15 protein-coding genes are annotated in these 14307 nt (G+C 67.0%); 8 read left to right on the top strand and 7 right to left on the bottom strand.

Annotation, left to right across the window (positions count from 1 at the left end):
* Positions 1-56: 56 nt before the first annotated feature.
* Entirely contained in the window at positions 57-653 is a 597-nt protein-coding gene (locus EV645_RS03585; RefSeq protein ID WP_130439702.1) for a TetR/AcrR family transcriptional regulator, read from the bottom strand.
* Positions 654-754: 101 nt separating this feature from the next.
* Here EV645_RS03585 and EV645_RS03580 point away from each other — a divergent pair, with 101 nt between their 5' ends.
* From EV645_RS03580 to EV645_RS03565, 4 genes are all read left to right on the top strand, one after another.
* On the top strand, positions 755-1750 hold the full coding sequence (locus EV645_RS03580; protein WP_130439700.1) for an ABC transporter permease: 996 nt from the start codon (positions 755-757) through the stop codon (positions 1748-1750).
* A gap of 190 nt (positions 1751-1940) precedes the next feature.
* Positions 1941-3341 carry an extracellular solute-binding protein gene (locus EV645_RS03575; protein ID WP_198681444.1) on the top strand — a complete coding sequence of 467 codons (1401 nt, stop codon included), beginning with the start codon at positions 1941-1943 and terminating at the stop codon, positions 3339-3341.
* Positions 3342-3440: 99 nt separating this feature from the next.
* Positions 3441-4286 carry a carbohydrate ABC transporter permease gene (locus EV645_RS03570; RefSeq protein WP_242000188.1) on the top strand — a complete coding sequence of 282 codons (846 nt, stop codon included), beginning with the start codon at positions 3441-3443 and terminating at the stop codon, positions 4284-4286.
* Positions 4283-5110, top strand: a complete 828-nt coding sequence (locus tag EV645_RS03565) for a carbohydrate ABC transporter permease (RefSeq protein ID WP_130439696.1) — start codon at positions 4283-4285, stop codon at positions 5108-5110. Before EV645_RS03570 ends, EV645_RS03565 begins: the two co-directional genes overlap by 4 nt.
* A gap of 128 nt (positions 5111-5238) precedes the next feature.
* Here EV645_RS03565 and EV645_RS03560 read toward each other — a convergent pair whose 3' ends face one another.
* A complete protein-coding gene (locus tag EV645_RS03560; protein ID WP_130439694.1) occupies positions 5239-6090 on the bottom strand; it encodes an SDR family NAD(P)-dependent oxidoreductase in 852 nt (283 codons plus the stop codon).
* Between the two features lie 102 nt (positions 6091-6192).
* On the opposite strand from EV645_RS03560, the gene EV645_RS03555 reads away from it, so the two are divergent.
* Positions 6193-6792: a CGNR zinc finger domain-containing protein gene (locus EV645_RS03555; protein ID WP_242000187.1), complete on the top strand. Its 600-nt coding sequence runs from the start codon at positions 6193-6195 to the stop codon at positions 6790-6792.
* Between the two features lie 39 nt (positions 6793-6831).
* Here the strand turns inward: EV645_RS03555 and EV645_RS03550 are convergent, their stop codons facing one another.
* The 3 genes from EV645_RS03550 to EV645_RS03540 form a co-directional block, all read right to left on the bottom strand.
* Complete coding sequence (locus EV645_RS03550) at positions 6832-7506, bottom strand: hypothetical protein (RefSeq protein WP_130439692.1); 675 nt, start codon at positions 7504-7506, stop codon at positions 6832-6834.
* A 19-nt stretch (positions 7507-7525) separates the two neighbouring features.
* Positions 7526-8737, bottom strand: a complete 1212-nt coding sequence (locus EV645_RS03545; RefSeq protein ID WP_130439690.1) for an MFS transporter — start codon at positions 8735-8737, stop codon at positions 7526-7528.
* An 84-nt stretch (positions 8738-8821) separates the two neighbouring features.
* Entirely contained in the window at positions 8822-9319 is a 498-nt protein-coding gene (locus tag EV645_RS03540) for a GyrI-like domain-containing protein (protein ID WP_130439688.1), read from the bottom strand.
* A gap of 138 nt (positions 9320-9457) precedes the next feature.
* Between EV645_RS03540 and EV645_RS03535 the strand changes: the two genes are divergently transcribed.
* Entirely contained in the window at positions 9458-9883 is a 426-nt protein-coding gene (locus tag EV645_RS03535; RefSeq protein ID WP_130439686.1) for a CBS domain-containing protein, read from the top strand.
* 47 nt (positions 9884-9930) lie between these two features.
* Here EV645_RS03535 and EV645_RS03530 read toward each other — a convergent pair whose 3' ends face one another.
* On the bottom strand, positions 9931-11280 hold the full coding sequence (locus EV645_RS03530; protein WP_130439684.1) for a M16 family metallopeptidase: 1350 nt from the start codon (positions 11278-11280) through the stop codon (positions 9931-9933).
* Positions 11277-12575: a M16 family metallopeptidase gene (locus EV645_RS03525; RefSeq protein WP_130439682.1), complete on the bottom strand. Its 1299-nt coding sequence runs from the start codon at positions 12573-12575 to the stop codon at positions 11277-11279. The genes EV645_RS03530 and EV645_RS03525 overlap by 4 nt, the downstream gene beginning before the upstream one ends.
* A gap of 115 nt (positions 12576-12690) precedes the next feature.
* Between EV645_RS03525 and EV645_RS03520 the strand changes: the two genes are divergently transcribed.
* Together EV645_RS03520 and EV645_RS03515 are read left to right on the top strand one after the other, a co-directional pair.
* Complete coding sequence (locus tag EV645_RS03520) at positions 12691-13038, top strand: YciI family protein (protein ID WP_242000186.1); 348 nt, start codon at positions 12691-12693, stop codon at positions 13036-13038.
* A gap of 16 nt (positions 13039-13054) precedes the next feature.
* On the top strand, positions 13055-14251 hold the full coding sequence (locus tag EV645_RS03515; RefSeq protein ID WP_242000185.1) for an RNA polymerase sigma factor: 1197 nt from the start codon (positions 13055-13057) through the stop codon (positions 14249-14251).
* The last annotated feature ends 56 nt before the right edge of the window (positions 14252-14307 follow it).

Raw genomic sequence — 14307 nt, 5'->3', positions numbered from 1 at the left:
CCCATGGTGCTGGACCACCGTACGGGGTGGGTGAAACTCCACCCCGGATGAGGGCCTTACGAGCGCAGCAGGGCTCGCAGGCCGGCCTTGTAGGTGGCCGGGGTGACGTCGCCGATCAGCAGCCGCTGCAGGACGAAGCCGGGGATCATGCTGAACATGACCTGGGCGACGTGCTGGGGATCGACGTCCGGGTCGAGCGTCCCGTCGGCCTGCGCGCGGCGGGCGATCACCAGGAAATGCCCGCGAAGCTTGCAGTACTTGCCCTTCGCGATCTCGCGGATCTCCTCGTTGCGCAGGGCCTCGGCCCAGGCCTGTACGGCGATCCGGGTGACATCCCCGGCCGGCGCACCCGCGACCCGCACCACCTGGTCGACGGTGGCTTCCAGCGCGGCCAGCGGAGTCAGCGGCTCGTCGGAGGCGAGCAGGTTCTCGAAGAGCTCGTCGACCGTGCTGAGCGCGTCCTCGGCGATCGCCGCGACGATCTCTTCCTTGCTCTTGAAGTAGCCGTACACAGCGCCCGCCGACAGCTGGGACTCGCGGATCACGTCGGCCATCGTCGTCTTGTGGAAGCCCTCCGCGTTCATGCAGACACGGGCCGCCGCGACGATCTGCTCGCGGCGAGCCAGGCGGTGCTCCTCGGTGACCTTCGGCACGCTTGAAACATAAAACGAATGTCCGTTCTTGACAAGCTGCCGAGCCTTGAGGAGTCTATAAAGAACGGACATTCGGTTTTCTTTGTTGAAGGAGTTCCGTCATGACCACTGAGGCGCACGCCGCCGAACGTCGCCGGCCGCCCCTGATCGCCGTCATCGTGCTGCTGACCGCGGTCCTCACGGTGTTCCTGATCGCCTTCGCCTGGCCGTCGGCCCGGTCCGAACCGCGGAACGTCCCGATCGCGGTGTCCGGTCCGACGCCGGCCGTCGAGCAGGTCAGGACCCGGCTCGACCAGGCGGTACCGGGCGGCTTCGAGATCACCGCCGTACCGGACCGGCAGGCCGCCGTACAACAGATCGAGGACCGGGACGTGTACGGCGCGATCGTGCTGGACTCGGCACAACCTGAGGTGCTCACTGCATCCGCGGGCGGGCCGGTCGTGGCGCAACTCCTGACGCAACTGGCCGGTCAGCTGGACGGCCGGGCCAAGGTCACGGATATCGTCCCGCTGCCGAAGGACGATCCGCGGGGCGCCGGGCTGGCTGCGGGTGCGCTTCCGCTCGTCCTCGGCGGGATCATTGCGGCTGCCGCGCTGACCCAGCTGGTGCGGCCCGGGGCGAAGCGGGTGATCGGCGCTGTTGCGTTCGCGATCACCGGTGGGCTCGCGCTGGCCGCCGTACTGCAGTTCTGGCTCGGCTCGTTCGAAGGCAGCTACCTCGGCAACGCGGGCGTGATCGCACTGTCGATCGGCGCGATCAGCCTCACCCTGCTCGGACTCGAGTGGCTGATCGGTACTGCGGGACTCGCCCTCGGCAGCGCGACGATGATGCTGCTCGGCAATCCGCTCTCCGGGATGACGAGCGCACCGGAGATGCTGCCGAACGGCTGGAGCACTCTCGGGCAGCTGCTCCCGCCGGGAGCCGCGGGTACGGCGCTACGTTCCGTGAGCTTCTTCGACGGTGCCGGAGCGGCCAGACCACTCGTCGTACTGGCCTGCTGGTTGGTCGGCGGATTGGCGCTGTGCGCGCTCGGATCACTCCGCACGCGAGGACGCGCCGTACCGGCTCGACAGGAGGCCTCGGCGGTCGCAGCCTGACAAAGTGAAGGTATGACAGCGCGGTGATCGGATCGTTACACCCCGGTCACCGCGTTTCCGCCTTACTGCTGCGACAACGTTGTCTGTCAAGCATTGACTTCGGTTGCTCGAGGCTCCTACGGTCGCGGGAAAGCCCGCTGCATTTGGGCTGGGGTACCGGTATGACAACGATCGCCCGAAGGTGGACCTGATGGTGACAAGGAAACGTTTCATAGCAGCGGCCGCCGCGGGCGCGTTGCTGCTGGGGGTCTCGGCCTGTAGTCAAGGTTCGACGACCAAGCAGCCGGACGCCGGCAGCTCGCAGAGCTCCGGACCCGCGCACATCAAGATCGCGTACCAGCAGTGGGGTCCGGGCGTGGTGATGAAGAACTTCCTCACCGGCGTGAAGACCGAGTACGAAGCCGCGCACCCGGGATCCCAGGTCGAGATCGTTCCGGTCGTTGCCAGCGAGAACGACTACTACACCAAGATCCAGTTGATGATGCGCTCGCCCAACACGGCGCCGGACATCGTCTACGAGGACACCTTCCTGATCAACTCCGACATCACCGCGGGGTACCTGAAGCCGCTCGACGACTACATCGGCAAGTGGGATCAGTGGGACCAGTTCGAGGACACCGCCAAGGGCGCGGCGCGTGGCCAGGACGGCAAGACCTACGGCGTACCGGACGGCACGGACACTCGGGCACTTTGGTACAACAAGGAAATCTTCAAGAAGGCCGGTCTGCCGGCCGACTGGCAGCCGAAGACGTGGGACGACGTACTCAGCGCGGCGCGCACCATCAAGCAGAAGGTGCCGGGCGTGATCCCGTTCAACATGTACTCCGGCAAGCCGATGGGTGAGGCCTCGGCCATGCAGGGCTTCGAGATGCTGCTCTACGGCACCAAGGACACCCTGTACAACTACGACCAGAAGAAGTGGGTCGTCGGCAGCCAGGGCTTCAAGGACTCGCTGAACTTCGTCAAGACCGTCTTCTCCGAGGGCCTGGCGCCGTCGCCGAAGGACGCGCTGAGCCCGAACATGGGCAGCAAGGTCGGCACCGAGCTGCTGCCGCAGCAGAAGCTGGCGATCGACCTCGACGGGTCCTGGATCTACGGCAACTGGCTGAAGTCCGGCGCCAAGCCGTGGCCGCAGTGGAGCACGGTGCTCGGCCAGACCGCGATGCCGACGCAGGACGGCAGCGGCAAGGGCAAGGTCAGCCTCTCCGGCGGCTGGACCTGGGCGATCCCGGCCAAGTCGAAGAACCCCGACGCGGCCTGGGACTTCATCAAGACCCTGCAGACGCAGAAGAACGCCGCCAAGTACGCCACCGACGGCGCGCAGATCGCGGTCCGCAAGGACGTCGCCTCGGACGCGGCGTACAAGTCCTCCTCGGCGAGCACGCAGTTCTTCACCGACCTCGTCTCGGTCACCGTGTACCGGCCGGCGCTGCCGGAGTACCCGAAGGTCTCGAACGAGATCATCACCGCGATGGAATCGGTGATGACGGGTCAGTCCCAGCCTGATGCGGCGGCGAAGAACTACGACCAGGCGGTCGAGGGCATCGTCGGCGGCAAGGACAGTACGACGACGAAGAGCACTGGCCAGTAGCTCGGAGGATTCTCCCCTGTGACGACGACTGTCGCTCCGTCCTCCACGGCCGCCGCTGGTACCCCCAGCCGGCGGCCGCGGGGGGCCAAACTAGTCAAGATGCTGCCGCTGTCGCCGGCCATCGGACTGATGCTGGTCTTCCTGGCCGGCCCGATCATCTACTGCGTGTACGCCGCGTTCACGAACATGGCGCTCACCGGCCCCGGCGCCGCGAACGTGAAGTTCGTCGGCCTGGACAACTTCCGCAAGGCGTTCTCCAGCGGCGCGTTCACGAACTCGATCTGGCTGACGCTCGTGTTCACGCTGATCTCCGCGATCATCGGCCAGAACACGCTCGGCCTCGGACTCGCGCTGCTGATGCGGAAGTCCACCAAGGTCGTCCGCAACTTCGTCGGTACGGCGGTCATCGGCGCGTGGGTGCTGCCCGAGATCGTCGCGGCGTACCTGCTGAGCGCGTTCTTCAACGACGACGGCACGCTGAACGTGATGCTGCACGCCGTCGGTCTGCCCGGCCAGGACTGGTTGTACGGGGCACCGATCATCGCTGTGTCGCTGGCCAACATCTGGCGCGGTACGGCGTTCTCGATGCTGGTGTACTCCGCCGCGCTGAGCGAGATCCCCAAGGAGATCGAGGAATCCGCCGAGATGGACGGCGCCGGCGGCTGGCGGCGACTGCTGTTCGTGACGCTGCCGATGATCACCCGTGCGGTGATGACCAACCTGATGCTGATCACGCTGCAGACGCTGAGCGTGTTCGGCCTCATCTACGCGATGACCCGGGGCGGCCCGGGGACCAAGAGTCAGACGTTGCCGCTGTACATGTACGAGCAGGCGTTCAGCTTCTCCCAGATCGGCTACGGGACAGCGATCGCTTTGGTGATGCTGGCGATCGGCGCGGTCTTCTCGCTGATCTACCTGCGTGGACTGAACTCGGAGGCAGCATGATTGCCCGCGACCGGATGAGCAAGCTCGCGTCGAACCTGGTGCTGTTGGCCATCGGCGTACTGTTCGTCCTGCCGTTGCTGTGGGTGCTGTTCGCATCGATCAACCGGACGGCGGGGCTGCGGGTCGAGTTCCCGACGCACGCGACGTTGGGGAACTTCAAGGCGGTGCTGAACACCGACACGACGTACCGTCCCGTTCTGAACGGGATCGTGCTGTGTGGTGGGGCGGCGTTGCTGACGATGATCTGCGCGGTGCTGGCGGCTTATCCGTTGTCGCGGTTCAAGACGCGGTTCAACCGGCCGTTCTTGTTGACGGTGCTGTTCTGCACGGGGTTGCCGATCACTGCGGTCATGGTGCCTGTGTATGGGTTGTTCGTGCAGCTGAACCTGGTGGACACGCTGGGCGGCACGATCATGTTCATGGCGACGTCGGCGTTGCCGTTTGCGATCTGGCTGACCAAGACGTTCATGGACGGCGTACCGCTTTCACTGGAGGAAGCGGCGTGGGTTGACGGCGCCGGGAACATGCGGGCGCTGTGGGCGATCGTGCTGCCGCTGATGTGGCCGGGGATCGCGGTCGTGCTGATCTTCACGTTCATCGGCATGTGGGGCAACTTCTTCGTCCCCTTCATGCTGCTGCTGTCGCCGGAGCGGTTGCCGGCGTCGGTCAGCATCTTCACGTTCTTCGGCCAGTACGGCGAACCGAACTACGGACAACTGGCGGCGTACTCCCTGATCTACACGACGCCCGTCCTGCTCCTGTACCTGCTCCTCTCCCGCAAGCTCGGCGGCGCCTTCGCCCTGGGCGGAGCAATCAAGGGCTGACTTTCCAACAACCAGCCGCCGCGAAACGGACACCGTTTCGCGGCGGCTGTTCTGTTGGCCGGCTTCGCCGCGGCCCGTAGCGATTGCCAGGGACCGGTTTGCTCATCCTGTCCGTCTCGAGTGAATGTTCAGTTGGAGCTGTCGACCGCGTTGCTCACCGGGGCCCACTCGTCGAGTTCTGCGATCCGGGCGACCAGTGCGGTGCGGATGTCCTGGACGGCGGCGCTGCCGGTCGCGATGCGGTGCGGCGCGGTGTTCGCCTCGGTGGCGGCGATGATCGCGTCCACGACACGGTCGGCAGTGTTGAACGCCGTCGGCGGCAGGCCGCCGATCGTCTTGAGGACTTCGCGCACCGTCTGGTCGTAGTCGCTGATGGTCTCGACGTGGTCCAGGTTGGCCAGGAAGGACGTCGCCGTGAGGCCGGGCTCGACGAGCGTGACCTTGATGCCCAGCGGGTCGAGCTCTCCGAACAGGGCTTCGGTCAGACCCTCGACGGCGTACTTGGTAGCCGCGATCATGCCGACGCCCGCGTGCGCCATCTGCCCGAAGTAGGAGGATCCCTGCAGGATGTGGCCCGACTTCTGGGCGCGCAGCGTCGGCAACGTTGCGCGAAGGACGTTCAGGACGCCGTGCACGTTGGTGTCGAAGATCGCGCGGACCTGTGCATCGGTCGCTTCCTCGACGGCGCCGAAGACGCCGTAGCCGGCGTTGTTGGCGACGAAGTCGATACGACCGAACCGCTGGAGGCCGGCGTTGACGGCGCTCTGCAGCTGGCTGAGGCTGGCGACGTCAGCGCTGGCGGAGAGGACCTGGTCGCCGTACTTCTCGGTGAGCTGGGTCAGGCCTTCGGCGCGACGGGCGACGGCAATCACGTTGTCGCCTCGTTCTGCCGCGCGGACGGCCAGAGCGAGGCCGATTCCGGATGAGGCACCGGTGATGAACCAGGTGCGGGTGGACGGGGTGTCGAAGGAGTTCGTCATGGTTAGGACCATAACAGCTTCACTCCTAACGTCAAGCTGGCTTGAGGAGATTCTGTTATGGTTGAAGTGCGAGTGACCACAACCGCCGGAGAGGAGTGCAGCGTGAGTACTTCGACGTTGCCCGCGCTCGAGTTGGTGCTGGCGTTCGCGAACACGCATGCAGACGCCGGCGACCGCGTAGAGCGGTTCACGGACACTGAAGGATTGACGACTTGGCTGGGCGAAGTGGCCTGGGGCGGGGCCGAGCCGGCTAGAACCGTCGCGGACTCAGACGTCGTCGAGGCGCGAGAGCTTCGGGACGCGCTGGTGACGGTGCTGCTCTCGCACTCGAATGACCCGGCTACCTCGGACCCGGCGGTCCGGTCTGCTGAGGCAATACTCGAGAGAGCGGGCGACAAATGTCCGGTCGCCGTGCGGCTGAGTGGCGCAGAGGCACGTCTTGGTCCAGGATGCGGCGGAGTGGCAGGCGCGTTCGCAGGCGTGCTGGCCGCAGCGACCGAACTTGCGTTGTCAGGTCAATGGGCTCGGATCAAGGCGTGTCGCAACGAGCCTTGTCATTTCGCGTTTTTCGACCGAAGCAAGAACACCTCGGCCGGCTACTGCAGCACCCAGTGCTCGAGCCAGGCGTCGATGCGCGCCTACCGTGCCCGGAGGAAGGAAGCGCTCGCCGGCGGCACGTCGAACTACACCGACGACAAGTAGGACTGAAAGACTCAGGATCCGCCCCCGTCCTCTCGTTGGCTACGTGTTCGGGGTGAGGGCGGTGCGGGTTTGCTTCCAGAAGGCGAATTTCTGGTCGAAAGTCCAGTCCCATTGGGTGTCCGGCGAGGACTTGGCGTACCGGTCGAGTGCGATCGGCGCCAGCGTGGCTGTTGATTCTGGTGCGCTGTCGGTGACTACGGCCAGGCGGACGACGAAGGTGACCAGGCGGGTGAGCTTCGAATGCTCGTGGGATGTCTCGAGCTCTTGCAGTTGCGAGCGGAGTTGCTTGATCGTGCGGAGGGCCGCGCGGTGTTCGCCCCGACCGGTTGACGGGCTGAGCTCGTCGTCGGGGATGCCCAGGACGTCGGCAATGTCGTTGAGCGGCTCAGCGGGAGCGGCTTTGCCGAACAGGCGCGGCTTGTCGGCCTGAAGACGGTCGGCGATCTCGCCCAACAGTCCGTCGAGTCCGCGGACCACGTCGGGGAGTACGCGGTCGGCGGTCCTTCGGCGGTTCGTGGCCAGGGCGATGACGCGGGCGTGCTCTGCCTCGACCGCCGAACGCAGCGACTCGGGCCAGTCCTCCAGCCCGACCAGCTCTTCCTGCGGTGGCGCCGACGTGTTCAGGTCGCCCGCCTGCAGCGGCTTGGCGCCGGAGCGGGCCGCGTCGATTTCTTGCTCGAGCTTCTTCTGCGGACCCGGAACGATTGAGCTCACCCCTCCACCCTACGCACGTTCAGATGTCCAGACGACGCAGGTTCCAGACGGAGGGGACGATCAGGGTGAGGACGGTGATGAGCACGAAGAGGGCAGCGCCGTACAGTTCGACGGCTTTGACGCTGACCAGCGCAGCGACGTACCCGACGGTGAGCTGGCCCGCGGGGCCGGCGATGAACGAGCCGAGCATGTCGTACGACGAGACGCGGGAGAGCTTCTCGATCGGTACGTGTTGGCCGAGGGCGGTCTCCCAGCTGATGCCGAAGATGTCGAAGCCGACGCCGAGGAGGAACGCCGCGATCGCCATCGCCCACGTGTACGGCAAGAGCGCCAGGCAGAGCATGACCGGGACTGTGAGCAGCATGCCGAGCATGCCCGTCCGCAGCGGGTAGCGAGGTTTGAGGCGGAGCATGATGATGCCGCTGGCAACTAGTCCGGCGCCGAAGCAGGCGCTGACGAGACCCCAGCCGGTGCGCCCGAACGTACGGTCCGCGATCACCGGGCCGAGCGTCTGGTAGCAGGCGGTGAAGATCAGGTTCAGCAGGCCGAACGCGAGCACGATCACCCAGATCCACTGCCGGGACACGAACTCGCTCCAGCCGTCGCGCAGGTCGGTCAGCATCGACGTGGCGGCGCGTTCGATCCGCGGGATGGTCAGGCGGGACAGCAGTGCGGCGGCGATCAGGAACGTCGCGCCGTCGACCGCGAGTCCGACGCCCGGGCCGGTCAGCCCGACGATCACGCCCGCGACTGCGCCGCCCCCGATCATCGCGCTCGAACGGGCGAAGCCGGCGATCGCGTTCGCCTGCGGGAGTTCGCCGCGGTCCACGATCGACGGGAGGATGCCGGTCATCGCGGGCATCACGAACGCGGCCGCGATCCCGTTGACAGCCTCGATCGCGGCGAGTTGCCAGATGGTCGCGTGGCCGGAGAGTACGAGCGCCGCGGCGAGACCCTGTGTTAGTCCGCTGACCGTGTTCGCGACGACCAGCACGAGGTGGCGCGGGAGCCGGTCGGAGATGACGCCGCCGATCAGCAGGAAGACGATGTTCGGGATGCTGCGCGCCGCGAGCACGATGCCGACCGCGCTGGCGGAGTCGGAGACATCCAGTACTGCGAACACCAGCGCCACGGGTGCGATCGTCGACCCGAGGATCGAGATGAACCGCGCGGAGATGAACACCCGCACGTCCCGATGCCGCAGTACGGCCAAGTCCTGCCGGAACCCCACTGCGCCCCCTCCACCATGCCGAACCCAGCGATCCTATGGGCTGGCGGTCTAGCCTGACCTGCTGTTTTCGGAGAGCAGAGCGACCTAGGCGTCGGCGAGGCGGAAGTCGAGCTCGACCTCCCACTTGGTCTTGCGCGGTTCGGTGCGGGGATCTGTGCGGAACGCCTCGTACCGGCACGCGAAGAGATCGCCTTCGGGGACCTCGCGGCGATCGAGAACCAGCTGTTGGTCGGCGACCCAGTCGAGGAGGGCGCGGTTGGCTCTCATCGAGTGGTTGCGGTAAGTGAGCGTCGCGTACCGCCCGGCCGGCAGCGTGGCCGGGCGGACCCGGTCGTCTCCGGGCAGCGCTTCCGGCGTCATCATGCCTACTTCGAGATCCATCGGCCCGGCCATGTCGATCACATGCAGACGGAGGAAGAACATGCCGGAGTCGTCGACACCCGTTGTCCGGAGCCAACCGAACAACTCGTCGAGCAGTTCGTTCCGCTTGGACAACATGCCGCGGAACGGCGTAATCACCCGGATGCCGAGGTACTGCTGCTCCGGTCGCTCAACCACCCGCTGTACTTCGAGTAGGTCCACGCTCGCCTCCTTCGTCGCTCGACTATACGCAGGCTGCGTAGGTAATCCTCTGCACCTACATGTCCTTCGTTGTCACTGGGTGTGATGGGGGGAATGCCGCTACCTTGGGGTATTGGTCCTCGATCTGCAGGAGGCTCCGTGAAGATCAATGACGTACTGCGCGGTAAGGGCAATCAGGTCGTCACCATCTCCCCAGAAGCCACTGTCACCGAGCTGCTCGCACTGCTGGCCGAGAAGAACATCGGCGCGGTGGTGGTCAGTGCGGACGGGTCGACGGTGTCCGGGATCGTGTCGGAGCGTGACGTTGTGCGGCTCTGGAACGGTACGCCGGACGCGGGCGACGTGCGCGTGAGCGCGATCATGACGGCCGAGGTACACACCTGTACGCCGGACGACCTGATCGACAACCTGATGCGACTGATGACGGACCGCCGGATCCGGCACGTCCCGGTCGTTGTCGACGGCAACCTCGCCGGGCTGGTCAGCATCGGCGACGTGGTCAAGTCCCGGATCGGCGAACTCGAGTTCGAGACGGAACAACTCTCCAACTACATCAGCAGCTGACCCGAAGACCCTCTGCCCCGGACGTGTCCCGGGGCAGAGGACGAAGCTCAGCCCAGGTCGATCAGGTCGCCGAGGTCGAGGCCCTCCAGTTGGGGGCGGACGTCCTTGGCTTCTCCTACGATCACGACCAGTAGACCGTTGGTTCCGACGTAGCGGCGGTAGGCGTCGGTCGCCTCGGCGGCGGTGGTTGCTGCGATCTGGCTCAGGTAGGTGTCGGCGAAGTCGATCGGTACGCCGTTGGCGATGTTGCTGCCGACCTGCTGGGCGACCGAATCAGCCTGCTCGTAGCGCAGGGGAGCGGTGCGGATCAGGCTGTCCTTCGCCTCCTGGACCTCCTGCTCGGTGAGGCCGTCGCGGGCCTCGCGCAGGATCCGGAGCGCGTCACCGATGGCGGCGCCGGTCACCTCGGTGCGTACGGCGCCGCCGAGGCTGAAGGTCCCGCCCTTGCGCGGCGCGGCGAAGCTGGTCCGCGTGCCGTACGTGTAGCCCTTCTCCTCGCGCAGCACGGTGTCCACGCGGGAGGTGATCGTCCCGCCGACCACGTGGTTCGCGACCGCGGCCGAACCCCAGCCCGGGTCCCGCCGATCCGGACCGGCGCACCCGATCAGCAGCTGGCTCTGCACCGAGCCCGGCCGGTTGACGAGCACGACCCGGTTGCCCGGAAGGTAGATCGGCTCTGGCGTCTCGCCCACCGGTCCCGCGCCGGAGGTCCAACCCGCGAAGGCCTCGTCGATGATCGCGGCCGCGTCGACCCCGGTCGCGTCGCCGGCGAAGAGGATCTCGGCCCGCTCCGGCCCGATGTTCCGGCGGTAGAAGTCCGCGACCTCGACGTTCGTCAGCGGCCGGATCGTGTCCGGCGTACCCGCGGTCGGGCGGGAACGACGCGTCGCCGAGTCGAACAGATGCGATGCGAACGCCTCGCGCGCCCGGTACCCGGCGTTGGCGCGCTCCTGGTTGATCTCGCCGAGCCGGATCGTCACGTGCCGGCCGACATCGGCCTGGTTGAACGCGGGCCGCGTGATCGCCTCGGCGAGCAGCGCGACGGCCGGCGCGAGATGCGACACCGGCACGGAGATCTCCACGTGCAGCGCGTCCGAGCTGACATCCACGCCGTACGCCGCTCCGTGCCGCTCCAACGCGGCCGCGAACTCGTTGGCCGAATGCAGCTCGGTGCCCTCGTCGAGCGTCCGCGACATGATCGTCGCGACGCCTTCGAGCTCACGTGGCTCCGCGATCAACGGCATCGCGATCGTGACGCGCACGGTGGCGACATACTGCCCGGGGCGGTCGAAGACGTGCACCGGCGCACCGACGCTGGTCCGCGTGGTCACGGCCTCCGGGAACTTCCACGGACGCGGTGCGCCGACTGCCGGTGGGGTGGTCAGAACCTGACTCATTCCTGCTCTCCTGCCGTGGATGCCGCGGACTCCTGACGGCGGTAGCTGACCTGCACCCGTCCGGCCGCTCGGACCCACTTCGAGGCGGCCGCCTGCACCTGCTCGACGGTCACGGCCTTGACCTGGTCGATGCGGTTGTTGATCCGGTTCGCGTCGCCGAACAGCAATGCGTGATGCGAGATCTCGTCGGCCCGGCCGGCGCACGTGGCGAGCTGCTCCAGCCAGTCCCGCTCGGCCTGCGCCTGCACAGTGGCCAGCTCCTCCGATGAGACGCCCTCGGTGGCCAGCTTCTCGATCTCCTCGAGCAGTGCGTCCTCGACCTTCTGCAGATCGATGCCGTCCGACGCGATCCCGGTCAGCGTGCCGAACGAGACGCCACCGATCAGCGGCAGCGCGCCGCCGGACACCGATTGCGCGATCTGCTCGTCGCGGACCAGCCGCCGGTTCAGCCGGCCGCTCTGCCCGGCCGCGAGGATGTCGAGCGCGAGCCCGGCCGCGTCGAGCTCCGGCGTACCGTCGACCGGCAGCCGGAACATCATCGTGATCAGGTCGGACGGTACGTCGGACTCCACGTCGTCACGCTGTACGTCGGTCATCGGCCCGATCGTCCCGTCCGGAGCCGGCGGCGGGGTGGGGATCGCGGGCAGGTGGCCGAAGTACCGCTTGGCGGCGTCGAACGCGTCGTCCTCGGACACGTCTCCGACGATCGTCAGGACGGCGTTGTTCGGGCCGTAGTACTTGCGGAAGAACGCGTGCACGTCCTCGAGCGAGGCGGCGTCGAGGTCGGCCATCGACCCGATCGTCATATGCGCGTACGGGTGGCCCTCGGGGAACGCGAGCCGGACGAGCCGCTCGTACGAATCGCCGTACGGGCGGTTGTCGTAGCTCTGTCGCTTCTCTTCCTTCACCACGTCGCGCTGGTTGTCGAGGTTCTCCTGGTTGACCGCGTCGAGCAGGTAGCCCATCCGGTCCGCCTCGAGCCACAGCGCGAGGTCGAGACCGCCGCTGGGCAGCGACTCGAAGTAGTTGGTGCGATCGAAGAACGTGCTCGCGTTCAGGCTGGCGCCGGCGGTCTCCAGCAGGCTGAAGTGCTGACCGGACGCGACGTTGCGCGACCCCTGGAACATCAGGTGCTCGAAGAGGTGCGCGAACCCGGTCAGACCCGGTGGTTCATGGCGCGACCCGACGTCGTACCAGAGGTTGACGGCGACGATCGGGACGGCACGGTCCGAGCTCACGACGACCCGGAGGCCGTTGTCGAGCGTCTGCTCCGCGATGGGGTACGTCAAGGGCATACCGGCCACCATACGTGCTCGCGAAATTCGCGGCAGGTCGTGTCGATTCCGGCTCGGGTCGCGCATCGGAGTGGTAGATGCTGTAACCGGCAGCGGACGAGAGAGGTGACCCCGAGTGGGCAAGTACCTGGTGATGATCTACGACGACGAGGCGAAGTGGGCCGCGGACGACGGATCGGTGATGGAGCAGAACCACAAGAACCATCAAGCGTTTGCCGAGGCCAACGGATCCGCGATCCGCGGCGGCGGGCAGCTCGACGGGAGTGAGACCGCGACCTCGATCCGTTCCGACGGCAACGGCGGGTACGTCGTCACCGACGGCGTCTTCGCCGAGACCAAGGAAGTGATGGGCGGGTACTACATCATCGAGGCGGCCGACCTGGACGACGCGCTCGCGATCGCCAAGCAGGTGCCGTCGCCGATGGGTGGTGTCGAGGTCCGCCCGCTGGTCAATGGTGGTTGATCAGGTTCTGCAGGCAGTGGCGGAGGCTCACAGTGACGAGTGGGCCTCCGTGCTCGCCGCGACCGCACGCGTCGCCGCGGACCTGGACCTGGCCGAGGACTGTGTACAGGACGCGTACGCGAAGGCGCTGGTGCACTGGCGGGAACAGGGCGTACCGCGAAAGCCAGGCGCATGGTTGACGACCGTCGCCACGCGGCGGGCGCTGGAGCTGAGGCGGCGGGCCGACGTGGCTCGCCGGAAGCTGCCGTTGCTGGTGCCGGTCGAAGACGTTCCGGACGGGACGTTTCCGGACGACCGGTTGCGATTGGTGTTCACGTGCTGCCACCCGGCCCTGGCGCAGGAAGCCCAGGTCGCACTGACACTGCGGCTGGTGTGCGGGTTGTCGTCGGCCGAGATCGCCAAGGCGTTCCTGGTCAAGGAAGCCACGATGCAGGCCCGCATCACCCGCGCCAAACAGAAGATCTCGCGGTCGGGCATCCCCTACCGCATTCCCCGTACGCCGGAACTCCCGGAGCGCATCGAGGCCGTGCTCGACGTGGTGCACCTCGTGTACACGGCAGGGCACACAGCAGCGGACGGCGATGAGCTGACCCGGCCGGACCTCGCCCGGCGGGGGATCGACCTGGCGCGGATGATGCGGATGCTGCTGCCGGACAGCGCGGAGACGGCGGGTCTGCTCGCGCTCCTGTTGCTCACGCAGGCGCGAGAGGGAGCGCGGGTCGAGGGCGGCCGCTTGGTGCTGATGGAGGACCAGAACCGGTCGCGGTGGGATCGGGGACTGATCGCCGAAGGGCTGGAGCTGGTGCCGGAGGCACTGGCCGCCCGGCCGGAAGCGGGGGCGACCGTCGGGCGGTTCGCGGTGATGGCCGCGATCGCAGCGGTCCATGCGGAGGCGACGCGCTGGGAGGATACGGACTGGGGCGAGATCCTTGAGCTGTACGACGTACTGCTCGAGCGTTGGCCGTCTCCGGTGGTGGCGTTGAACCGGGTGGTGGCGCTCAGCTACGTAGCCGGTCCCGCCGCGGCCCTCGATCAACTACCGGACGACCCGGCGCTGACGACGTACCCGTATCTGGCCTCCACCCGCGCCGAACTCCTCCGCCGCCTGGGCCGCACCAACGAGGCCCGAGTGGCCTACGAGGAAGCCTTGGCCTTCACCAGCAACCCCGTCGAAGCGCAGTTCCTGCACCGCAGAATCGACACGTCCACCTAATCCGCTCAGGGGATATCCCCTCGCGTTGTGGGTTCTCCGTTGGTACACCAGGGGAG

It is taken from the genome of Kribbella rubisoli, from assembly GCF_004217145.1.
Taxonomy (GTDB): domain Bacteria; phylum Actinomycetota; class Actinomycetes; order Propionibacteriales; family Kribbellaceae; genus Kribbella; species Kribbella rubisoli.
This window is presented reverse-complemented; position numbering and strand designations above follow the sequence as displayed.

What these genes read in the sequence shown, in the direction of transcription:
- EV645_RS03580 (WP_130439700.1), top strand. Translation starts at nt 755, where the DNA reads ATGACCACTGAGGCGCACGCCGCCGAACGTCGCCGGCCGCCCCTGATC.
- EV645_RS03575 (WP_198681444.1), top strand. Translation starts at nt 1,941, where the DNA reads ATGGTGACAAGGAAACGTTTCATAGCAGCGGCCGCCGCGGGCGCGTTG.
- EV645_RS03570 (WP_242000188.1), top strand. Translation starts at nt 3,441, where the DNA reads ATGCTGCCGCTGTCGCCGGCCATCGGACTGATGCTGGTCTTCCTGGCC.
- EV645_RS03565 (WP_130439696.1), top strand. Translation starts at nt 4,283, where the DNA reads ATGATTGCCCGCGACCGGATGAGCAAGCTCGCGTCGAACCTGGTGCTG.
- EV645_RS03560 (WP_130439694.1), bottom strand. Translation starts at nt 6,090, where the DNA reads ATGACGAACTCCTTCGACACCCCGTCCACCCGCACCTGGTTCATCACC.
- EV645_RS03530 (WP_130439684.1), bottom strand. Translation starts at nt 11,280, where the DNA reads ATGAGTCAGGTTCTGACCACCCCACCGGCAGTCGGCGCACCGCGTCCG.
- EV645_RS03525 (WP_130439682.1), bottom strand. Translation starts at nt 12,575, where the DNA reads ATGCCCTTGACGTACCCCATCGCGGAGCAGACGCTCGACAACGGCCTC.